Annotated in this window: 17 protein-coding genes and 4 pseudogenes; 18 read left to right on the top strand and 3 right to left on the bottom strand. The window is 69.8% G+C overall.

Going from position 1 to position 22,096, the window contains the following annotated elements; translation table 11 throughout:
• Positions 1-8: 8 nt before the first annotated feature.
• The 3 genes from ACHMW8_RS18445 to ACHMW8_RS18435 all read right to left on the bottom strand — a co-directional run bounded on the left by ACHMW8_RS18445 (position 9) and on the right by ACHMW8_RS18435 (position 3,716).
• The gene (locus ACHMW8_RS18445) at positions 9-2,057 is read right to left on the bottom strand and encodes a pyridoxamine 5'-phosphate oxidase family protein (RefSeq protein WP_395443370.1); all 2,049 of its coding nucleotides are present in this window, start codon (positions 2,055-2,057) and stop codon (positions 9-11) included.
• Between the two features lie 24 nt (positions 2,058-2,081).
• A complete protein-coding gene (locus tag ACHMW8_RS18440; protein WP_125157811.1) occupies positions 2,082-2,693 on the bottom strand; it encodes a glutathione S-transferase family protein in 612 nt (203 codons plus the stop codon).
• Between the two features lie 126 nt (positions 2,694-2,819).
• The gene (locus ACHMW8_RS18435; protein WP_395443369.1) at positions 2,820-3,716 is read right to left on the bottom strand and encodes a LysR family transcriptional regulator; all 897 of its coding nucleotides are present in this window, start codon (positions 3,714-3,716) and stop codon (positions 2,820-2,822) included.
• Between the two features lie 271 nt (positions 3,717-3,987).
• On the opposite strand from ACHMW8_RS18435, the pseudogene ACHMW8_RS18430 reads away from it, so the two are divergent.
• The 18 genes and pseudogenes from ACHMW8_RS18430 to ACHMW8_RS18345 all read left to right on the top strand — a co-directional run bounded on the left by ACHMW8_RS18430 (position 3,988) and on the right by ACHMW8_RS18345 (position 22,092).
• Positions 3,988-5,620, top strand: a pseudogene (locus ACHMW8_RS18430) (TldD/PmbA family protein).
• Positions 5,621-5,642: 22 nt separating this feature from the next.
• A pseudogene (locus ACHMW8_RS18425) lies at positions 5,643-6,975 on the top strand (TldD/PmbA family protein).
• Between the two features lie 8 nt (positions 6,976-6,983).
• Complete coding sequence (locus tag ACHMW8_RS18420) at positions 6,984-7,703, top strand: DUF4159 domain-containing protein (protein WP_395443368.1); 720 nt, start codon at positions 6,984-6,986, stop codon at positions 7,701-7,703.
• A gap of 28 nt (positions 7,704-7,731) precedes the next feature.
• Positions 7,732-8,733 carry an AAA family ATPase gene (locus tag ACHMW8_RS18415; protein WP_395443367.1) on the top strand — a complete coding sequence of 334 codons (1,002 nt, stop codon included), beginning with the start codon at positions 7,732-7,734 and terminating at the stop codon, positions 8,731-8,733.
• 6 nt (positions 8,734-8,739) lie between these two features.
• On the top strand, positions 8,740-9,627 hold the full coding sequence (locus ACHMW8_RS18410) for a DUF58 domain-containing protein (protein WP_395443366.1): 888 nt from the start codon (positions 8,740-8,742) through the stop codon (positions 9,625-9,627).
• A 36-nt stretch (positions 9,628-9,663) separates the two neighbouring features.
• Positions 9,664-9,810, top strand: a pseudogene (locus ACHMW8_RS18405) (hypothetical protein); the annotation flags it as partial.
• A 24-nt stretch (positions 9,811-9,834) separates the two neighbouring features.
• The gene (locus ACHMW8_RS18400; RefSeq protein WP_395443365.1) at positions 9,835-10,779 is read left to right on the top strand and encodes a hypothetical protein; all 945 of its coding nucleotides are present in this window, start codon (positions 9,835-9,837) and stop codon (positions 10,777-10,779) included.
• A gap of 510 nt (positions 10,780-11,289) precedes the next feature.
• Positions 11,290-12,903 carry a DUF4175 family protein gene (locus ACHMW8_RS18395; protein WP_395446010.1) on the top strand — a complete coding sequence of 538 codons (1,614 nt, stop codon included), beginning with the start codon at positions 11,290-11,292 and terminating at the stop codon, positions 12,901-12,903.
• A complete protein-coding gene (locus tag ACHMW8_RS18390) occupies positions 12,900-14,396 on the top strand; it encodes a hypothetical protein (RefSeq protein ID WP_395443364.1) in 1,497 nt (498 codons plus the stop codon). Before ACHMW8_RS18395 ends, ACHMW8_RS18390 begins: the two co-directional genes overlap by 4 nt.
• A gap of 295 nt (positions 14,397-14,691) precedes the next feature.
• Positions 14,692-15,861: an alpha-hydroxy-acid oxidizing protein gene (locus ACHMW8_RS18385; protein WP_395443363.1), complete on the top strand. Its 1,170-nt coding sequence runs from the start codon at positions 14,692-14,694 to the stop codon at positions 15,859-15,861.
• Positions 15,862-15,999: 138 nt separating this feature from the next.
• Positions 16,000-16,647: a hypothetical protein gene (locus ACHMW8_RS18380; protein WP_395443362.1), complete on the top strand. Its 648-nt coding sequence runs from the start codon at positions 16,000-16,002 to the stop codon at positions 16,645-16,647.
• A 34-nt stretch (positions 16,648-16,681) separates the two neighbouring features.
• On the top strand, positions 16,682-16,906 hold the full coding sequence (locus tag ACHMW8_RS18375) for a hypothetical protein (RefSeq protein WP_395443361.1): 225 nt from the start codon (positions 16,682-16,684) through the stop codon (positions 16,904-16,906).
• A gap of 218 nt (positions 16,907-17,124) precedes the next feature.
• Positions 17,125-17,874 carry a response regulator gene (locus ACHMW8_RS18370; protein ID WP_125157798.1) on the top strand — a complete coding sequence of 250 codons (750 nt, stop codon included), beginning with the start codon at positions 17,125-17,127 and terminating at the stop codon, positions 17,872-17,874.
• Positions 17,871-18,497, top strand: a pseudogene (locus ACHMW8_RS18365) (hypothetical protein); the annotation flags it as partial. The gene ACHMW8_RS18370 and the pseudogene ACHMW8_RS18365, both read left to right, overlap by 4 nt.
• Before the next feature lie 292 nt (positions 18,498-18,789).
• Positions 18,790-19,194 (top strand): ATP-binding protein, encoded by a 405-nt coding sequence (locus tag ACHMW8_RS18360; protein ID WP_395443360.1) that lies wholly within the window; start codon positions 18,790-18,792, stop codon positions 19,192-19,194.
• A 163-nt stretch (positions 19,195-19,357) separates the two neighbouring features.
• A complete protein-coding gene (locus ACHMW8_RS18355) occupies positions 19,358-20,053 on the top strand; it encodes a carbonic anhydrase (protein WP_125157796.1) in 696 nt (231 codons plus the stop codon).
• Entirely contained in the window at positions 20,050-21,600 is a 1,551-nt protein-coding gene (locus ACHMW8_RS18350; RefSeq protein ID WP_125157795.1) for a SulP family inorganic anion transporter, read from the top strand. The genes ACHMW8_RS18355 and ACHMW8_RS18350 overlap by 4 nt, the downstream gene beginning before the upstream one ends.
• Positions 21,601-21,681: 81 nt before the next feature.
• Positions 21,682-22,092 carry a MucR family transcriptional regulator gene (locus ACHMW8_RS18345; RefSeq protein ID WP_125157794.1) on the top strand — a complete coding sequence of 137 codons (411 nt, stop codon included), beginning with the start codon at positions 21,682-21,684 and terminating at the stop codon, positions 22,090-22,092.
• Positions 22,093-22,096: the final 4 nt, after the last annotated feature.

Below are 22,096 nucleotides of genomic sequence, written 5' to 3'. Positions count from 1 at the left end.
CTTGAGGATCAGAGGGCGAGTTGCAGCGCCTCGCCTTCAGCGGCCGGAACAGCGCAGCAGATCAGCGCCTCGTCCTCGGCGACCGGAGCGGTCGGCGGCGTCAGATAGGAAACGGCGCCTTGCAGCACCTTTGTCTTGCAGGAACCGCAAGTTCCGGCGCGGCAGCTGAATTCGGGTTGCAGTCCCCGCGCCTCGGCCAGTTCCAGCAGCGTGCCCGAGCCGGGCTCCCAGCGGGCTTCCTTGGATGACTCCATGAACAACACCGGCTTCGAGGTCGTCGCGGGCGGCGGGCCGACCTTGGCCGGCGCGCCGCCCAGGTCCGGCGTGCGTTGCAGCGATGCGGGGCCAAAGGCCTCGGCATGGATGCGCCGATCGGCGACGTTCAGACCCCGCAGGCCGTCATAGATCGCCTGCATGAACCCCGGCGGGCCACACAGATAGAAGTCATAGTCGTCGAACGGCAACTCGGCGCGCAGGGCGTCCATGTCCAGCCGGCCCAGGAGATCGTAGTCATCCGGGTCCGCGCCGTCCGTGTCGCCGAGGATGCGCGTCAGGCGGATCGCCCCCTGCCCCGCCTCGACCAGCGCCGCGAGCTCCTCGTCGAACGCCCGCTCGGCCTTGGTCCGCGCCGCCTGGAAGATGTACGTCCGCCGGACACCGCGCGTGCGGAAACCCTCGAACAGGATGTGCCGCGCCATGGCGATCATGGGCGTGATGCCAACGCCAGCCGCCAGCAGCACCGCCGGACGCCTTTCCGCGGCGTCGATCGTGAAGCCGCCAGCCGGGGCGCGAGCCTCGATCAGGTCGCCTTCGCGGATCTGGTCGTGGAGGTATTGGGAGACCCCGCCCTCGCGCTTGACGCTGATCCGGTAGAACGGGTCCGACGGCGCGACCGAGAGCGTGTAGGTGCGGATGACGGGCCGCTCGTCGCCGGGCAACAGGACGCGGATCGGCAGATGCTGACCGGCCAGGTGCGGAATGGTCGCCACGCCATCTGCCGGCTCGAGCTCGAACGAGCGGATCGTCGCGCTCTCCCGGGTGATCTTCCTGACCCGGAACGGACGCCACCGGCCGGCCAGTTCGGCGGCCTTCAGCCGCGCCGCCGTCGCATCCCAGTCGCCGGTGATCAGGGCGTTCGGCGAAGCGCCGTTGGCGCGGTCGGCCCAGCGCACCGGCAAGATGCTCCGTCGACGGACGATCTTGGTGGGACGCACGCGCCACAGGCGCTCCGCGCCCTGGAAAGCGGCGATCTCGGGCGAGTCCAGCACCACCTCGGCCTCGCCGGTCAGCTGCAGCATGTCACCGGACGAGAAGTCGACAAAGACCAGGCCGGCCTTGCCGTTCAGGCGGATATTGCCCAGTGTGTTGAAGAACAGGTTGCCGGCGAAGTCGGGAATGGTCAGGACGCCGTCTTGGCCGATCCGCACGAAGCCAGGCTTGCCGCCCCGGTGCGAGACGTCGACCCGTCGCCCGCCCTCGTCGCTGTAGGACGCCACGAAAAACGTGTCGGCGGCGGCGATCAGCGCGCGGGCGTCGACGTCCAGATCCGTAGAGGTCTCGACCTCGCCGGCATAGGGCGCGGCGGGGTCGCCCACGATCGCGAAGTCGCGCAGCTGGATGTATTGCGGGCAATTGCCATAGCTCTGGTCCACGACCACGTCGAAGCCGCCAGCCGTGCGGCGCAACGCACCGTTCATGCGATTGCGGCGGCGCGTATGCAGCTCGACGCCCAGCAGGCCGACGGGGTCGCCGTCCTCCATCCCCGCATCGGCGGGATCACTGGGTTGCCGCGCGGCCTCGATCGAGAGGGTGTAGATGTCGGGCGAGCCGATGAAACCCGGCTGGCCGGCGACGATGGTCGCCCAGGGCGCGCCCGCCGGATCGACGCTGCCCACCACCAGGAAAGGCAGTTGCGGAAAGAACGCGCGGTGCTGATCCAGCAGGTAGTCGCGGATGACGCGACGGCCGATCCCGTCCATCCTCGCCTCGACGCCGACGCTACGCTGGATCTCGACCTCGCCGCGATGCCAGGGAGAGGGCTTTTCGGTGGTGGTCATGGGCCCGCTCCCCGGCGCTCGACGCTACGCGGCCAGGCCGACGGGCGTCTGGCGGAACGGCACGAAGCCCGGCAGAGCCTCGATGCGCGCCAGCCATTGGCGGACGGCCGGATAGGGCTGAAGGTCGACGTTCCCCTCGGGCGCGCGGGCCGTGTAGCTGTAGAGCGCCACGTCGGCGATCGTCGGGCGGCCGGCGACCAGCCAGTCCTGCTGGGTCAGAAGGCCTTCCAAGATATTCAGCAGCGCGGCGCCGCGCCCGATGACCTCGTCGGCGTCGCGCTTGGCCCCGAACACGGTGATCAGGCGAGCGGCGGCGGCGCCGTAGGCCAGTTCGCCGGCGGCCACGGACAGCCAGCGCTGGACCTGGGCGGCCTCGATGACGCCCTCCGGCAGCCAGTCGGTCTTGTCGAACTTGCGAGCCAGATAAACCATGATGCCGTTGGAATCCGAGACGATGACGCCGTCGTCGTCCAGCACGGGCACCTGGCCGAACGGGTTCAGCTTCAGGAATTCCGGCGTCTTGTGCGCGCCCGACGCCAGATCGACCTCGACCAGCTCGAAGTCCGCGCCGATCAGCGACAGGAACAGGTGGGCCCGGTGGGCATGGCCCGACAGCGGATGGTGGTAGAGGCGCATCGTCATGTCCTTCGCGGAGCGGCTGGACACAGCGTCCATCCGACGGGCCAAGGACACTCCATCCAACGGACGGGCTGAAGCCGCGACGAGGGAAAGGCACTCTTCCGCGCGGCGGAATGCTCTAGCCTAATTGATCCGGCGGTCCGCCCGTAGCCGCCCCGCCGCGAAGTCGATGAAGGTGCGGACCTTGGCCGGCGCGTGCCGTCCCTCAGGGTGGACGATGTGGACCGGCAGCGGATGCTCTTCATAGTCCGAAAGCACCGTCCGCAACGCGCCGGACGCCAGCGACGGCGCCGCCTGGTAGGACAGCACCCGCGTCAGGCCGAAGCCGTCGATCGCCGCCTGGAGGGCCGCGTCGTTGGTGTTGCAGTAGAGCCGCGGATAGACGTGAACGACGGTCTTCTGGTCCTGGCCGAAGCGCCACTCCGTCGAGGCCCAGGCGCTGGTCGCCGAGATCACCGAGTGGCAGGCCAGATCCGCCGGCGTGGTCGGGACGCCGTTCTTCTCGAAATAACCGGGCGAGCCGCAGACGACCCGGCGAACCGAGCCGACGCGCAAGGCGCTGAAGCCGGAATTGGGCAGGTTGCCGATCCGCACGGCCAGATCCACGCCTTCGTCGACGATGTTGACCATGCGGTCGACGAACAGGGTGCGGATGCTGACCCGCGGATGTTCGGCCAGGTAGTCCATGATGATCGGCAGGATGTACTGATGACCGAACATCACCGAGGCGGTGATGGTCAACGTGCCGCTGGGCGTGGCGAAACTTCCGGCGGCGCTGGCCTCGGCCTCGGCCAGATCGGCCAGGATCCGCGAGCAGTCCTCGAAGAACCGCGCGCCGGCGTCGGTCAGGGTCACCGAGCGCGTGGTGCGCACCAGCAGACGCGCGCCGATCGTCTCTTCCAGCGCCGCGACCGCGCGGGTCACGGCCGGCGGGCTCATGTGCAACTGCCGCGCCGCCTCGGCGAAGCCCTTGGTCTCGGCGACCTTCACGAACACCTTCATCGCTTGCCAGCGATCCATGACGCCCGTCCCTGTTCCCGAGTCCCTGGCGTTATAGCCGGGACGCGACACCCTAGGCCACGCCTTCGCGGTCAGCCCCGGTTCGGGACGCGGGAGGTGACGTTGCGTCGCGCTTGGCCGCCAATGCGCGCAATCCGATCATATCGACTACAATATACGGGAAAGATTTGACCTCGGCGGCGGGGCGCTACAGAACTTCGTTCGCGCGAGATTCCCGCGCGCGGGGGGTCACGCGAGCGCCTGTGTTTTTGGGCCGTTGGGGAGAAGAAACTTGGATAGACGTCAGTTCCTTGCCGCCTGCGGGATCGGCGCCGGCGGCGTTCTGCTGCCCGGCTTCGGCCGCGCCATCGCCGCCGAACAGCTGGTCGAGTCCCTCGAACGTGGCGGTCAAGAAGCGCCTGGCCGACGCGGCCATGAGCGCCGCCAAGGCCGCCGGGGCCAGCTATTGCGACGTGCGCGTGGGCCGCTACCTGCGCCAGTTCATTCAGACGCGCGAAGCCAATGTGCAGGGCGTGACCAACACCGAATCCAGCGGCGTCGGCGTGCGCGTCATCGCCGGCGGCGCCTGGGGCTTCGCGGCCACCAACAGCCTCTCGGCCGAGGCGGTGGCCGACACCGCCCGCCTGGCGGTCGCCATCGCCAAGGCCAACGCCAAGAACCAGACCGCTCCCGTGCAGCTGGCCCCGACCAAGGGCGTCGGCGAGGTGAAGTGGGCGACGCCGCTGCGCCGCAACGGCATGGAGGTCTCGCTGCAGGAAAAGGTCGACCTGCTGATGCGGGTCAATGGCGCGGCCCTGAAGGCGGGCGCCAACTTCGTCAATTCCAGCCTGTTCCTGATCAACGAGCAGAAGTACTTCGCCAGCACCGACGGCTCGTACATCGACCAGGACGTCCACCGCATCTGGTCGCCGTTCACGGTCACCGCCGTCGACAAGACCACTGGCAAGTTCCGCTCGCGCGAGGGCCTCTCGGCCCCGATGGGCATGGGCTACGAGTATCTCGATCCGCAGGCCAAGGATAAGACCCTCTCGCCCAACGGCATCATCAGCTACGGCCGGTCCTACGACATGGTCGAGGACGCCCAGGCCGCCGCAGTACAGGCGCGCGAGAAGCTGACCGCCAAGTCGGTCAAGCCGGGCCGCTACGATCTGGTCCTGGATCCCAACCACCTGGGCCTGACCATCCACGAGTCGATCGGCCACCCGCTGGAGCTCGACCGCGTGCTGGGCTACGAGGCCAACTACGCAGGCACCAGCTTCGCCACGCTGGACAAGCGCGCCGCGCACTTCAAGTACGGCAGCGACCTCGTCAACATCATGGCCGACAAGCTGCAACCGGGCAGCCTGGGGGCCGTCGGCTTCGACGACGAAGGCGTCAAGACCAAGCAATGGCCGCTGATCCAGGACGGCAAGCTGGTCGACTACCAGGCCACCCGCGACCAGGCCCATATCCTGGGCAAGACCGAGAGCGACGGCTGCTCCTACGCCGACTCCTGGTCGACGGTGCAGTTCCAGCGGATGCCCAACGTCTCGCTGCAGCCGGGCAAGACGCCGCTCAGCCTCAACGACATGATCGCGGGCGTCGAGGACGGCATCTACATCCTGGGCCGCGGCTCGTTCTCGATCGACCAGCAGCGCTACAACGCCCAGTTCGGCGGCACGCTGTTCTACGAGATCAAGAACGGCAAGATCACCCAGCCTCTGGAAGACGTCGCCTACCAGATGCGCACGCCCGAGTTCTGGAACGCCTGCTCGGCGATCTGCGACGAGCGCGACTATCGCCTGTTCGGTTCCTTCTTCGACGGCAAGGGCCAGCCCAGCCAGGTCTCGGCCGTGAGCCACGGCTCGTCGACCACGCGGTTCAACGGCATCAACGTCATCAACACCGCGCGTTCGCTCGGTTGATCGGTTCGGGGAAGATTATCCAATGAGCATCATGACCGAAGCCGAGGCCAAGACGATCCTCGCGAAAGTCATCAAGCTGTCGACGGCGGATGAGTGCACCGCGCAGCTGACCGGTTCGATCGAGGGCAATATCCGCTTCGCCCTGAACAACGTCTCCACCAGTGGCGTCGTCAGCAATATCGACCTGGCCGTCACCGTCGCCTTCGGACGTCGCGTCGGCACCGCGACGATCAACGAGTTCTCGGACTCGGCCTTGGCCCGCGTGGTCAAGCGCGCCGAGGAGCTGGCCAAGCTGGCGCCTGAGAACCCCGAGTTCGTACCCGCCGTCGAGGCCACGACCTACAAGCCGAGCGACACCTTCAGCGCCGCGACCGCGGCGATCACGCCCGACCAGCGGGCCGAGGTCGCTCGCGCCTCGATCGCCCCGTGCCGCGCCCAGAACCTGGTCGCCGCCGGCTTCCTGCAGGACGAGCAGAGCTTCGTGGCCTTCGCCAACAGCAAGGGCGCGTTCGGCTATCAGCGCGCCACCCAGATGGACTACACCTGCACGGTGCGGACGGCCGACGGCAAGGGCTCGGGCTGGGTCGCCCGCAACCTGCAAGAACTCCAGCGCCTTCAAGCCGGCCAGCGACATCGAGATCGCCATGCGCAAGGCTAGCGCCTCGGCCGAGGCCCAGGCGCTGGAACCGGGCAAGTACACGGTAATCCTGGAGCCGAACGCGGCTTCGGGCCTGATCTCGTTCATGTTCAACTATTTCGACGCCCGTCAGGCCGACGAGGGCCGCAGCTTCCTGTCCAAGAAGGGCGGCGGCAACAAGCTGGGCGAACAGGTCTTCGATCCGCGCGTCACCTTCATGGCCGACCCTTGGGACAAGGAACTGCCGGTGTTCCCGTGGGACGAGCAGGGCCGTCCGCGCGAGCGCATGCCGTTGGTCGAGAACGGCAAGATCGCCAACCTGCTCTACAGCCCCTACTGGGCCCAGAAGCAGGGCAAGAAGGTCACCGGCCGACCGGGCAATATCGTCATGTCGGGCGGCACGAAGTCGACCGCAGACCTGGTGCGCGAGACCGAGCGCGGCATCCTGGTGACCCGCACCTGGTATATCCGCATGGTCGACCCGCAGACCGTGCTGCTGACCGGCCTGACCCGCGACGGCACCTTCTACATCGAGAACGGCCAGCTGAAGCACCCGGTGAAGAACTTCCGCTTCAACGAGTCGCCGGTGATCATGCTGAACAACATCGATGACCTGGGCCGCCCGGTCCGCGTCAGCGAAGGCGGTCGCATGCAGATGATGATCCCCGCCATGCGCCTGCGGGATTTCACCTTCACCTCTCTGTCGGACGCCGTCTGACGTTCGACATGCCGAGTAGAAGCGTAACGCGTACCGAGTGCCTGCGTCTGCTGGCGGGCGGCGCGATGGGAAGCTGGCTCGCCAGCCGACCATCCGCCGTCCAGGCCGCGCCGACCTACGACTTCTGGTTCACGCGCCTGCGCTACGATTCCGGCGACTGGGACGTCGACCAGCGGATGCCGTCCAACATCCTGACCTCGCTGGTCGACTACACCAACCTGCGCGTGGACACCGAGGAGCGCGTGGTGCGCCTCTCGGACCCGGCCATGCTGACCGCGCCGCTCTGCTATCTGGCCGGCCACAAGCTGGTCGAGTTCAACCCCGCCGAAGCCGCGAACTTCCAGCGCTACGTCCGCAATGGCGGCTTCGTTCTGGTCGACGACTGCAACCACGACATCGACGGCCTGTTCGCCAAGTCGTTCGAGCGTCAGATGGCCAAGCTTTTCGGCGGCGACGCCCTGAAGAAGCTGGCCAAGGACCATCCGATCTATCGCAGCTTCTTCAAGTTCGACGGCCCGCCCGCCACCAGCTTCGAGCTGAATGGATGGGGCGACGATCTCGTCCATGACTACCTCAAGGGCATCGAGATCAACGGGCGCCTCGGGGTGCTCTACAGCAACAAGGATTACGGCTGCGAGTGGGATTACGACTGGCGCAACAAGCGCTTCCTGGCCGAGGACAACACCAGGTTCGCGGTCAACATCGTCCTCTACGCCCTAACGGCCTGATCCGCTTTACGACCTGTCCGGAGTTCCGATGAGCGTCACCCCCACCGAAGCCGACATCGCGGCCAAGCTCGAGCGCCTGGGCCAGCTGCGCGCCGCCATCGGTCAGGCCATCGTCGGCCAGGACGAGGTCGTCGAGCAGTTGCTGATCGGTCTGCTGGCCGGTGGTCACTGCCTGATCGAGGGCGTGCCGGGCCTGGGCAAGACCCTGCTGGTCCGCACCCTGGGCCAGGCGCTGTCGCTGGACTTCCGCCGCGTGCAGTTCACACCCGACCTGATGCCCAGCGACATCCTGGGCACCGAGGTGCTGGAAGAGGACCATGGCACCGGCCACCGTCACTTCCGCTTCCAGCCAGGGCCGGTCTTCACCCACCTGCTGCTGGCCGACGAACTGAACCGCACGCCGCCCAAGACCCAGGCCGCCCTGCTGGAGGCCATGCAGGAGCACCAGGTCAGCTACGCCGGCGTCACCCACCGGCTGTCCGAGCCGTTCTTCGTGCTGGCCACCCAGAACCCTCTGGAGCAGGCCGGCACGTACCCCCTGCCCGAGGCCCAGCTCGATCGCTTCCTCCTCAACATCCGCGTCGGCTATCCGACCGCCGAGGAAGAGCGCGCCATCCTGACCCTGACCACCGGCGGCGCGATCGCCGCGCCGGCGGCTGTGATGACGGGGGCCGACATCGTCGAGCTGCAGACGTGGGTTCGTCAGGTCCATGTCAGCGACGGCCTGCTGACCTGGATCACCGCGCTGGTCCGCGGCACCCGGCCCGGGCCGGACGCCCCCGCCGCCGTCCAGGACTACGTCCGCTGGGGCGCTGGCCCCCGCGCTGGTCAGGCCCTGGTGCTGGCCGCCAAGGCCCGCGCCCTGCTGCACGGACGCTTGGCCGCCACGCGTGAAGACGTCAAGGCCCTGGCCGCGCCGGTCATGCGCCACCGCATCCTCTTGTCCTTCGCCGCGGAGGCCGAACGCAAGTCGACCGACGACGTGGTCGCCGCCCTGCTGGCCGCCCTGCCCGCGCCGGCGCGCGACTAGCAGACAATGTCCCCGTTCGACCTGCCCCCGGACCTGCGTAGCCGTCTGCGACGTCTGTCGCTGACGCCGCGCGCGGCCGCGGTGCTGAACGGGGATGGCCACCACGCCAGCCGCAATCGCGGCGGGGCCATGGAGTTCGCCCAGTACCGCGCCTACGAGCGTGGCGACGACCTGCGGCGCATCGACTGGAAACTCTATTCGCGCTCGGACAAGTTCTTCGTCCGCGACGCCGAGCGTGAGAGCCCCGTGGCGATCTGGGTCGTGCTGGACGCCAGCGCCTCCATGGGCCAGACCGATCTCGCCAAGCCTAGCTGGACGCGCTTCGACGCCGCCCGCCGCCTGACCGCCGCGATCATCGAGGTCGCGCTCCAGCAGGGCGACCGCTTCGGGGTGATCGTCGCCCAGGCCGAGGGCGCGATCGTTCTGCCGCCCTCCAGCGACAGCCGCCATCGCGACCGTATCCGGCTGGCGCTGAGTCCGCTCCGTCCCAAGGGCGTCCCCCAATGGGATCGGGACCTGAAGCTGCTGGGCGAGCGGATCGCCCCCGGCGACCTGACGATCTTCATCTCCGACGGCTTCGACGACACCTGTGTCGCTGCCGCCGAGCGGCTGGCCGCGTCTGGTCGCGACGTCTCGTTCGTCCAACTCCTGACCGGCGACGAGCGCGACTTCCCGTTCGATCGGAGCCTGCTGTTCCGCGATCCGGAGAGCGACATCGCACTGGCCGGCGACGGCCGCGGCCTGCGCGCCGACTTCCTGACGCGCTTCGCCGAGGCTCGCGCCGCTCTGCGCGCGCGGCTGGAGGCCAAGGGCGCGCGGTTCGTCGAACACTTCAGCGATCGGGATCCTGACCAGCCGATCCAGGATCTCTCCCGCCCGGCGACGCGCGGATGATCCCCGCCCTGCTCGCCCCCCGCCGCGCTCGGCGCCCTGCTCGCGGTCCTGGTCCCGCTGGCGATCCACATCGCCCGCCGCACCGAGACACAAGTCATCGACTTCGCCGCCCTGCGCTGGCTGAACCCGAACCCCAAGCCCGTCCAGCGACTGCGCCTCGACGAGCGGCTGCTGCTGGCGGCGCGCATCGCCCTGGTCGCCGCGATCGTGCTGGCTCTGGCCGAGCCGGTGCTACGGCCGACGAGCGACGGCCGGCCCGTGGTCGCCGTCTCGCCCGCGGTCGACGCCAGGAGCGTACCGGACCGTGGCGAGCGGCGCGTGTGGCTCGCGCCGGGCTACCCGGGCCTCGACCGTCCACCTCCCGCGCCGTCGGCGGACTTCGCCAGCCTCGTGCGCCAATTGGACGCCGAGACGCCCGGCAAGACACCCATCACGATTGTCGCGCCGCCGGAAGTGAGCGGCGATGCCGAACGGCTTTACCTGTCGCGCAAAGTGGATTGGCGGATCGGCGCGGCGGCTGCGCGCTCGAAGACCGTCACCGCGCCAGCGCCCCCGGCGCTGACCGTCCGCTACGCCCCGGCCAGCGAACGCGCGGTCGGCTACTTCCGCGCGGCGGCGACCGCCTTCGCCGAGGCCGGTAAGCCGCCCGCCTTCGACGCCGTGCCGACCGACAGTCCCGTGCCGGGGACGGCGCGCTATCTCATCTGGCTCTCCGACGCGCCCATGCCCGCGCCCGTTCTCGACTGGATCGAGACCGGCGGCGTCGCCTTGCTGGCCCGAGACGCCCCCTCGCCCGTCGAAGGCGCGCAGCCCGCGATCTGGCGCGACGCCGACGGCGCGCCGCTGGCCACGGCCGGCCGCTTCGGAAAGGGCCGCGTGTTGCGCCTGACCCGTCCGCTCGAACCCAGCGCCATGCCGGACTTGGTCGAGCCGAACTTCCCCGAGCAGCTGTGGACGCTGCTGGCCCCGCCGCCCGCGCCAAGTCGGGTCGCGGCGACCGACTATGCCCCGAGCGTCCGCCCGGCGGCGGGCGGCTTGGCTTACAATCCGCATCCCGTCAGCCTGAAGCCTTGGCTGGCCCTGATCATCGCCCTGATTTTCGCCGTCGAGCGCTGGCTGGCGACACGGCGTGACCGTCCGGTGGCCGCATGATCGCCGCCCTCGCCCACCATCCGCGCGCGGCTCGACAGCGGGCTGTTCTCGACACGGTCGCCGTCGGCCTGCCCGTCGTTCTGGCGCTCGCCGCGCTGGGCCTGCGCTGGTTCCAGGTCGTCGGGGCCATCGCCGTGCTCGTCGTCGGCGCGCTCGTCCTGGCCGGGATCGCGATGCGCCGCGCGAGCCGTTTCGATCAGACCTGGCTCACCGCCGCCCTTGACGCGCGCGCCCCAGGTCTGGAGGACAGCAGCGACCTCCTGTTTCAGCCCGCCGTCGACGGCCTGGCCGCCCTGCAGCGCGCCCGCCTGGAGGCCCGCCTCGCCGAAGCCGCCGCCGTGGACCTGCGGCCCGACTGGTCCCGTCGCTGGATCCCCTGGACCGCCGGCTTCGGCGCGCTCGTGATCCTCGCCGCCTTGTTCTGGCCGCCCGCATCGGGCGTCGCTCTCGGCCCAGAGGAAGCCGAAAACCGCGGCGGCGCCCGGCGCGCCCAAGGTCACCAACGCCAAGCTGCGGATCACGCCGCCGGCCTATACCGGCCAGCGCCCCTACGACCAGGGCGGCCTGGACGCGCGGGCTCCGGAGGGGTCGCGCATCGAGTGGACGGTAAGCTTCCGCCCGCATCCCGACGCCGCCAGCCTCAACTTCCCAGGCGAGGCCTCGCTGTCGCTGCGCCGCGACGGCGGACGCTGGCTGGGGGGGCGTGCGTTCGAGCGGTCGGCGCTCTATCGCGTTGAAGCCCCTGGACTGGCCCGCCAGCGCCTGCACCGCCTTGAGATCATCCCCGACGCACCGCCCGTCGTCCGCGTCGTGACGCCCGACAGTTCGCTGACCCTCATCGCGCCCGGCCAAACCCGCTGGTCGCCGGTGTTCGAGGTCCGCGACGACTACGGCGTCGACGGCGCCGCCCAGCTGCGCATCACCGTGACCAAGGGCGAAGGGGAGAACATCACCACCACCCAGCGGACCCAGCCCCTGAGCGGCCAGGGCGCCGGGCGGCTCAAACGCTTCACCGCCGCGCTGGACCTGGCGCGCGAAGGCCTGGCGCCGGGCGGCGACATGATCGTCCAGCTGGTCGTCGGCGATAACCGCGTCCCGCGACGCCACACGGTGGAGGGTCCTAGCGTCATCCTGCGCTGGCCCGCCGCCATGGGCCTGGCCGACGGCCTGGACGGCATGGCCAAGCAGGTCATGCCCGCCTATTTCCGCAGCCAGCGCCAGATCATCATCGACGCCGAGGCCCTGATCGCCCAGCGCGGCAAGATCACGCCCGACGCCTTTCTGAGCCGCTCGAACAGCCTGGGCGCCGACCAGGCCCAGCTGCGGCTGCGCTATGGTCAGTTCATGGGCGAGAAGGCCGAAGGCGAAAGCGGCGGCGGCCTCGACCTGCCGACCAACGACGCGCCCGCCCTGCCGACGGACGATGCGCCCGCCGCCACGCCCGCCAAGGCCGAGGCGCATCACGACGACGATGACGGCCACGACCATGGTGGCGGGGCCAATCTCAACGACATGACCGACGTCGTCGCCAAATACGGTCACGCCCACGATACCGGCGACGCCGCGACGCTGTTCGACCCGGGCACGCGCTCGACCCTGGCCCAGGCGCTGGACGCCATGTCGGATTCCGAGCGCGCCCTGCGCCAGGGCAAGCCGAAGGACGCCCTGCCCCACGCCTACAAGGCCCTGAACCTGCTGAAGACCGCCCAGCAGGCCGGACGCATCTTCCTGGCGCGCACGCCGCCGAAGCTGCCGCCGGTCGACCTGTCCCGCCGCCTGACCGGCAAGCGCGAGGGCATCGCGCCGAGTCACCTCGCGCCGGCGACGCGCGATCCCGCCGACACGCCGGCCGTCGAGGTCTGGCGCGCGCTGGGCGATCGCCCCGACGCCCCGCTCCAGCTCGACGCCTTGGCCCGCTGGGTGAACGCCAACCAAAAGCGCCTGGCCGATCCGCTGGCCCTGTCGGCCGCGATCGACACGGTCCGCAACGAACCCCAGTGCCAGGACTGCCGCCGCAAGCTGCGCGCCCTGCTCTGGACCGCGCTGGAGCGCCCGCCCGCCGCCGTCAGTCGCCGCGATCCGGCCGACGCACGCGGCCGGCGCTATCTGGACGCTTTGCGATGAGCGGTCCCTTGGAACTCTGGACGGCGACCCTGATCGCGATCGTCACGGTCGGCGGGATCGCGCGGACGGTTCTGCGGCGACGATCGGCCGACGTGCGCGGGCCCGCCTGGCGGTTCGCCGCGCTGATCGCTCTGCAGATCCTGGGTGGAGCGCTGCTCTATCCGACGCTCTTCCCGCCTTCGGTCGCTACGCCGCCTGGTCGCCTCGTGGTCGCCACGCATAGCGCGAAACCGGCGCTACGCGCCTCGGGGGACGTCCTGGTCGCTCTGCCGGAGGCCGGGCCGCTGCCGGGAGCGGTCCGCGCGCCCGACCTTGGCTCGGCCTTGCGCCTCTATCCGGAGCCCGGGCGCCTGCGGATCGAGGGCGACGGCCTGACGCCGCGCGACCAGATTCAGCTCGACCGCCCCGCCGAGTTCGCCCCCTCGCCCGCGCCCAGAGGCCTGATCGCGCTGACGCCGCCGAAGCCGCTCGCCCCGGGCGAACGCTTCACGGTCGCCGGCCTGGTGGGAGGCGGGGGCGGTGTCGAACTGATCGATCCAGCCGGCGCCGTGGTCGACCAGGCCGCCGTCGCCGCCGACGGACGCTTCCAGCTGTCGGCCGCCGCCCGCGCGCCCGGTCTGGCCCTGTTCGACCTGCGCCTGAAGGACGCCGCCGGCCGCACGGTCGAACAGATCGAGATCCCGATCGAGACCCGCGCCCAGCGCCAGCCGCGCGTGCTGGTCCTGGCCGGCGCGCCGAGCGCGGAGACCAAGTACCTGCGCCGCTGGGCCCAGGACGCCGGCATCGCGCTCAACCTCGACATCGACGTGGGCGCTGGCGTGGCCCTGGGCGATCCTCCGATACCGATCACCCGCGCGACCCTGGCCGAGATCGATCTCGTCGTGGTCGACGATCGCCGTTGGGAAAGCCTCTCGCCCGGCGCGCGGACCGCCCTGGCCGCGGCGACGGGCGAGGGCCTGGGCCTGCTGCTGCGCCCAACCGGCCCGCTCTCGGCCGCCACGCGGCGCGATTGGACCAATATGGGGATGGCGACATCGGGCGATGGCGAGGTCCACGCCTTCAGGCTCGACGGCCCGACCAACCTTGAGCTCAGTCGCTACGACCTCGCTCAAGCCGGTCGCGACGGCGTTCCGATGATCCGCGACAAGGCGGGCGCGCCTCTAGCCGCCTGGCGGCCGCGCGGCCAGGGGCGCGTGGAACTCTGGATCGTGGTCGACAGCTACGGCCTCGCCCTGGCCGGCCACGCGGATCGCTACGGCGAAATGTGGAGCGAACTCTTCTCCACCCTGGCCCGGCCCAGCGACGGCCCCGGTGTGTGGGTGGACGGTATCGCCAGGGTGGGCCAACGCGCGACGCTCCGCGGCGTCAGGGGGCCGATCCCGGGTTGTCGACCCGGATGGCGTCGAAAGCCGGCCCGTCGTCGATCCGGCGGCCGGCCCCGCCGCCCGCGCCGCCTACTGGCCCCGCCGCGCCGGCTGGCACAGGGTCTCTGACGGCGCGCGCTTCTACGTCCATCCCGCCGACGCCGCGCCCTCGCTGGCCTGGGCCGCCGACCGCCAGGCGACGCTCGACGTGGTGGCCACCAGCGACACGCGCGGCGCCCGCGCCATCCGTACGGCGCCGGGTTCGTCCTGGCCCTGGGCCGCCGGCCTACTGGCCGTGCTTGGCCTTCTGTGGTGGCTGGAGCGCCGATCACGCTCTTGAAGGACTGGCGGCCGGCGGCGCGATCGCGTCAAATCGGATCGACGCATCGACGCCCAGACTGTCGAGCAGCCCAGGGAGCAAACCATGCCGCACTACGGCGACTACCAGACCGAGATCTATTTCCAGGGCCTGCACGGGGTGCTGCCGAAATACCCCGTCGACTTTGCCGGCCTCGTGGCGCGCGCCCAGGCGGCCATGCCACCCTCGACCCTGAAATACGTGCAGGGCGGTTGCGGCGACGAACACACCCAGGACAGCAACGCCTCGGCCTTCAAGCACTGGGGGCTGATCCCGCGGATGATGGTCGACTGCTCCACGCGCGACCTCTCCATAGACCTGTTCGGCATGAAGCTGCCCAGCCCGCTGTTCATGGCCCCGATCGGCGTGACCGGCCTCTGCACCCAGGACGGCCACGGCGACCTCGCCGCCGCCCGCGCCGCCGCCGCGACGGGCGTGCCCATGGTGGTCTCAACCCTGACCAACGATCCGCTGGAGGACGTCGCCGCGGCCATGGGCGACACGCCAGGGATGTTTCAGCTGTACACACCCAAGGACCCCGAACTGGCCGCCAGTCTGGTCAGTCGCGCAGAAGCGGCCGGCTACAAGGCCATCGTCGTGACCCTGGACACCTGGGTGACTGGCTGGCGGCCGCGCGACCTCAACGACTCCAACTTCCCACAGCTGCGCGGCGCCGTGCTGGCCAACTATTTCTCGGACCCGCGCTTTCGCGCCATGATCGGCGGAAAGGACCCGAAGTCGGACCTCCAGACCTCGGTGATGACCTGGGCGGCGACCTTCGGCAAGGTGCTGACCTGGGCCGACCTGCCGTGGCTGCGGTCGCTGACCAAGCTGCCGATCGTGCTGAAGGGGATCTGCCATCCCGACGACGTGCGCCGGGCCAAGGACGAGGGCGTCGACGGAATCTACTGCTCAAACCACGGCGGTCGGCAGGCCAATGGCGGCGTCGCGGCCATCGACATGCTGCCGGGCGTAGTCGAGGCGGCGGGCGACACGCCGGTGCTGTTCGACTCTGGCGTCCGCTCGGGCAGCGACGTCGCCAAGGCCCTGGCGATCGGCGCGACGGCGGTGGGCGTCGGACGTCCCTATTCCTACGGCTTGGCCCTGGGCGGGACCGAAGGCGCGGTCCACGTCCTGCGCTCGCTGCTGGCCGAGGCGGACCTGCTGATGGCCGTCGACGGCTTCCCGACGATCAAGGCCCTGCGCGAGGCCGGGGCGGTGCGCCTGCCGGCGTAGCCTCGGGCGTTCTTGCCGAGCAGCGTCGCCTGTCATGCTTTGTCACAATCGCGATGCAGAGCCGCAAGGCGGGCTCGCCACTCTCGAACCGTTGAAAGGCCGCCCCCGATGGCGCGGCCCCTGTTCGGGAGAACATGGATGCGCAAGACCCATACCGGCCTGGCGGCCCTGGCCGTCGTAGCCGGACTCGCCGTGAGCGGCGCCGCGAGCGCCGAGACCGTCCGCCTGCCCGCCAAGCAGACCGCCCTGACCGCCGACCACTTCCATGCCCGCGCCCAAGTCATCGACGATCCGTTGGACATCGAGACGGTGATCAGCACCGAGCGCGGCTTCCAGACCGGCAAGGGCGTCTTCAAGTCGCCCCGTAACGACAACCACCTGCGGGCGGTCGTCGACAAGCGCTCGGGCGCCACGCGCTTCGAGGTCCGGCAGACCCTGACCTACCCTGGCTCTATCCGCGGTTATAGCGAGGTCTCGCATCAGACGGGCCAATGGCCGGTCGCCGCGCCGCTGACCAAGATTCGCGACAACGCGAGCCACTGCTTCCTGTTCGAGGCGCCGGAAGTCTGCCGCGAGGAGGTCTCGTTCGGCGTCGCCGAGAGCGAATTGCGCCGCGCCGCCGCGACCCCCGGCGCCTGGGCCTTCAAGTTCACCTCGGCCAAGGGCTACGAGCATCGCGCCGCCATCACCCATGCCGAGATCGAGGGCCTGTTGAAGGCTGTCGACACCTACCGCCGCACCCTGCCCGCCACTCAGGCGCAAGCCGACACCGCCGCAGGCGGCTGAGTTTCCTCGTTCAATTTCCCGGAGTCTGTTTCGTATGAAAGTCCTCGCGTCCCTCGGCCTCGCCGCCTGCCTGCTGGCCTCCCCGGCCATCGCGGGTCCCGCCGGCACCGGCCTGACCTTCACCGAGGAGGTCGCCAAGAAGAACCAACAGAAGCGCGACGCCAAGGCCCAGGCAGCCATCGCCTGCGCCACGCCCAAGGCCCAGACAACCGACGCCGCGCCAGCGGACACCGCCGTCGACACCTGCCTCGCCGGCTAGCGCGGCGTCCGGACGGTCGCCGTAGCTTCATCGTCAACGGCGGCCAGCCCTCGCGCGCTCCCCTACCTGCAAAATGCGCGCGAGGGCCCAGTTTCGTGGGATGCTGAAAGTATCCCCGCTTTTTAGTCCGGAGCTGGCGAGAAATCGTCGGCTCCGGCCTTGTTCCCGGCGCTACGGCGCCTAACTAGCCCGAGCATATGGATTCTTCAGGCCACGGAATGATCGCGCTGCCGCGCGACTTGGCGACCGCGCCGCTCGCCTCCACAGTGCTCGTCGTAGAGGACGATCCGGCCCTTCGCACCCTGCTGATGCGCCTGCTGCGCGAGGAAGGCTTCCAGCCGCTCAGCGCCGCTCATGGCGCGGAAATGGCGCGCGTTCTTGAGACCAATACGGTCGACCTTATCCTCTTGGATGTCATGCTGCCGGGCAGCAATGGCTTCGATCTCTGTCGCCTGGTGCGCCGCGAGAGCGATGTGCCGATCGTCATGCTCAGCGCCCGCCACGACGAGACCGACCGCCTGATCGGCCTGGAGCTCGGCGCCGACGACTATATCGGCAAGCCCTTCAGCAAGAAGGAGCTGATCGCCCGCATCCGCGCCATCCTGCGTCGGACCCAGACCGGATCGCAGTCCAGCCAGCCGCGCGGCCACCAGCGGATGACCTTCTCCGGCTGGAGCCTGGATCCCGGCCGCCGCGAACTCCTGTCGCCGGACGGCGCCTTCGTCGACCTGTCGGGCGCCGAGTTCGACCTGCTGCTGGCCTTCGTCAGCTCGCCCCAGCGGGTGATCGGCCGCGAGCGACTGCTCGAGATGTCCCGCGCCCGCCTTTCCGACGCCTCGGACCGCAGCATCGACGTGCTGGTCAGCCGCCTGCGCCGCAAGCTGGCCGTTGTCGGCCAGGCCGAACCTCTGCTGCGCACCGTGCGCGGCGTCGGCTACATCTTCACCGCCGCCGTCGAGCGCCGATGAAGTCCTGGCGGCTGTGGCCGCAGCGTCTTGTCGGCCAGGTCACCCTGGTCCTGATGCTGGCCGTAGCCCTGGAGTTCATCGGCAGTTCGATCCTGTTCGAGAACAGCCGGCTCTATCCCGACCGCGAGAACCAGATCCGACGCGTGGCCGAGCAGTTGGCGGCCGCGACGGAGATTCTGGAGTCGTCGTCTCCAGGCGAGCGCGGGGTGCGGGCGGCGGTGATTTCCAATCGCGCCACCCACCTGACCTGGTCGGTCCTGCCCACGTTGGTCGACGGCGGCCGGGCGGTCGAGAACGACTACCGCGAAGAACTGTTCGACGCCGAGCCCAGCCTGCGCGACCGCGATCTGCGCGTCCACGCCGACATCGACCGCGCCCTGCCGCGCGACACCCGCCTGAAGGTGGCCGTCAAGTTGCGCGACGGCAGCTGGATGGCGTTGAGCACCAAGATCCGCGTCGCGCCCTGGGCGGTGCTGCTGAGCGGCTTTGGTTCCGCCTTTACGTTGGGCCTGGGCGTGATCATCGCCGCGGCGCTGGTGCTGCGCAATCTCAGCCGCCCGCTGCGGGCCTTGGCCGAGGCCGCCGACAAGGTCGGCAAGGGCGGACAGGTCCGTATCGCCGAGAGCGGGGCCGGCGACCTCAAGCTGGTGGCCAAGGCTTTCAACGCCATGCAGGACCGCATAGCCGGCCTGCTGCAAGCCCGCACCGAAGCCCTGGCCGCCGTCGGTCACGATCTGCGCACGCCCCTGGCCCGCCTGCGGCTGAGGGCGGGCTTCGTGACGGACCCGGACGCGCGCGAGGCCCTTGAGGCCGACGTCGACGAGATGACGTCCATGCTGAGACTCCCTGCTGGCCTATCTGGGCGGTCAGGAGGATCCCGAGCCCCGGCGACGGACAGACCTGGCCGCAATCGCCATGACGGTAGTCGACGACGCCGCCGACGCCGAACGGCCCGCGACCTATGCCGGCCTCGACCACCTGCCCGTGCTGGCCCGACCGCTCTCCGTGAAGCGGGCGATCAGCAACATCGTCGAGAACGCCCTGCACTACGGCGGCGACGCCGCCCTCACGCTCACGCGCGACGGCGACACGGCGGTGCTGGCCATCGAGGACAACGGTCCGGGCATACCCGAGGCGGAGTTGACCCATGTGCTTCAGCCGTTCCATCGCCTCGACGACGCCCGGGCCCGCAACACCGGCGGCCTGGGTCTGGGTCTGACCATCGTCCAGCAGATCCTGCAGCGCGAGAACGGAACCCTGGTCCTCAAGAATCGTCCGCGCGGCGGTCTGCGCGTCGAGATCCGCCTGCCCGCGCTTTAGGCCGACCGAACTCCCCCCAAGACATCCTTTGTCACAAAGCCGCTGCACCGCAGCAAAGACCCCAAACGACCTTCATCAATGCGTCCGGCGCTTCTCGCCGTAGCGCTCGCCGCGGCGCCCGCCCCCCTTTTGGGCGTCGCGGCGATCAGTTTACGGAGGTCCCTTGGAACAGTTTCTCGAACGCGCCGCCTTATTTCGCGGCCAGGTCTTCCCCGCCCAGAGCGCCCTCTACGAACGCCTGGCCAGCCACGGCCAGAGCCCGTCGGCCCTGATGATCTCGTGCGCCGACTCGCGCGTGGTTCCCGAACTGATCACCCAGGCCGCGCCGGGCGACCTGTTCGTCTGCCGCAACGCCGGCAACATCGTTCCGCCGTTCAGCCAAGCCAATGGCGGCGTCTCGTCGGCGGTTGAATACGCCGTCATGGCCCTGGGCGTTCGCGATATCGTCGTCTGCGGCCACTCGGACTGCGGCGCGATGAAGGCGTTCTCGAACCCGGCGGCCCTGGAAAAAATGCCGAACGTGGCCGCCTGGCTGCGCCACGCCCACGCCGCCCACAGCGTCGTGTGCAACGCCTATCACGGCCTCGACGAGCATGGCACGACCCGCGCCCTGTCGCTGGAAAACGTCGTCGTCCAGCTGAATCACCTGCGCACCCACCCGTCGGTGGCGTCGGCCATCGCCCAAGGCAAGCTGACCCTGCACGGCTGGTTCTTCGAGATCGAGACCGGCCAGATCCAGGCCTATAACGGCGACACCGGCCAGTTCGAGCAGGTCTATGAGGGCGCGCCCCTCCCCGTCGCGCAGCGCCCCTCGCGCCGCATGGTCGCCGCCGATCACCTGGGCATCGCCGCCGAATGACCCAAGCTGTCGCTTCCTCTCCCCAGGGCGTGAAGCCTGGCTTCTCGACGATCCTGTCGCGTGACTTCATCGCGTCGATCGTCGTCTTCCTCGTGGCGATGCCGCTGTGCATGGGCATCGCCGTCGCCTCCGGCGTCCCGGCCGAGCGCGGTCTCGTTACCGGCATCATCGGCGGCGTCATCGTCGGCGCCCTCGCCGGCTCGCCCTTGCAGGTCAGCGGGCCCGCCGCCGGCCTCGCGGTCATCGTCTTCGAGATCGTCGCCAAGCACGGCCTGTCCATGCTGGGCCCGATCCTGGTCGTCGCCGGCCTGATCCAGTTGATCGCCGGCGCGGCCAAGCTGGGCAACTGGTTCCGCGCCATCTCGCCCGCCGTCGTGCATGGCATGCTGGCCGGTATCGGCGTGCTGATCGTGGCGGGGCAGTTCCACGTCCTGTTCGGCGACTCGCCCAAGGCCCACGGCCTGCAGAATCTGGCGGCCATCCCGTCGGCCCTGGCCGGCGTGCAGTTCGCCACCTTGACCCAGGTCGAAGCCGCCCTCGCGGTCGGCGTGGTGACCATCGGCTCGATCCTCCTGTGGGAAAAATTCCGCCCCAAGGCCCTGAAGCTGGTTCCGGGCGCCCTGCTGGGCGTCGTCGCCGGCACCGTGCTGGCCACGGCCCTGGGCCTGGACGTCCAGAAGATCGTCGTGCCGGAATCGATCGCCGCGGCGATCGCCATTCCTGGCGTCGCCGACTTCGCCCGCATGGCCGATCCGATGCTGCTGGTGACCGCCATCGCGGTGGCCTTCATCGCCTCGGCCGAGACCCTGTTGTCGGCCGCCGCCGTCGATCGGATGCACGACGGCGAGCGCACCAAGTACAACAAGGAGCTGGGCGCCCAGGGCGTCGGCAACATGCTGTGCGGCCTGGTCGGCGCCCTGCCGATGACCGGCGTGATCGTGCGCAGCTCGGCCAACGTCCAGGCCGGCGCCATGACCCGCCTGTCGGCCATCCTGCACGGCGTCTGGATCCTGGCCTTCGTCGCCCTGCTGCCCTGGCTGCTGCGCATGGTGCCCAGCGCCGCCCTCGCCGGCGTGCTGGTCGTCACGGGCTGGAAACTGGTCAGCCTGCAGCACGTCCGCCATCTCTTCGCCCGCTACGGTCTCCTGCCGGCGATGATCTGGGCCGCGACGTTCGTAATGGTCGTAGCAACGGACCTTCTGACCGGCGTGCTGGTCGGCATGGCCCTGACGCTGCTCGAGCTGGTTCCCAACCTCAAGAAGATGCGCCTCAACGTCTCCCAGCACGAACTGGGCCCCGACGAGAGCGAGATCCGACTGGAGGGCGCGGCCACGTTCATTCAGCTGCCCAAGATCGCCAAGGTCCTGGACGGCGCGCCGAACAACGGCCGGGTGACGCTGGACACGCGCGGCCTCACCAGCCTGGACCACACCGTCGCCGAGGCTCTCAGCGACTGGCTGAAGGGCAAGGCGCGCGCTGGGGTGAAGGTCGAGTTGCCCCCGACCTGCGCCTTCGGCGACCGCCTTCGAGCCGCGGGCGCGCACTGACCCACCGTTCGTCCGCCAACTGGCCCAGGGGCGCGATCCCAGCGCCCCTGGGTCTCTTCCCACAGGATCCCCGAGACCCCCATGACCAAGGCCCAGGAACGCGCCGCCGAGATCGCCGCCCAGGTGCTGTGCGCCTATCTCAGCCGTAACACCGTGTCGGCGGACGACCTGCCGGCGCTGAGCGCGCGCACCTACGCCGCGCTCGAAGCCGTGTTCGCCGGCGCTGCGACCGGCGCCCCGCCCACCGAGCCGCCGACGCCCGACCAGATCGCCGCCAGCGTCACGCCCGACGCTATCGTCAGCTTCGAGAACGGCCGTCGCTATCGTTCGCTGCGCCGGCATCTGAACCAGTTGGGGCTGAGCGAAGACCAGTACCGCGCCAAGTGGGGTCTGCCCGCGGACTATCCGCTGGTGGCCCAGAGCTTCTCGGACCTGCGCTCCAGCGCGGCCCGCGCCCAGCGCTTCGGCGGCGCGGCGGTGGCGGCCGAGTAACGCC

It is taken from the genome of Caulobacter sp. UC70_42 (assembly GCF_044056025.1).
Classification (GTDB): Bacteria; Pseudomonadota; Alphaproteobacteria; order Caulobacterales; family Caulobacteraceae; genus Caulobacter.
This window is presented reverse-complemented; position numbering and strand designations above follow the sequence as displayed.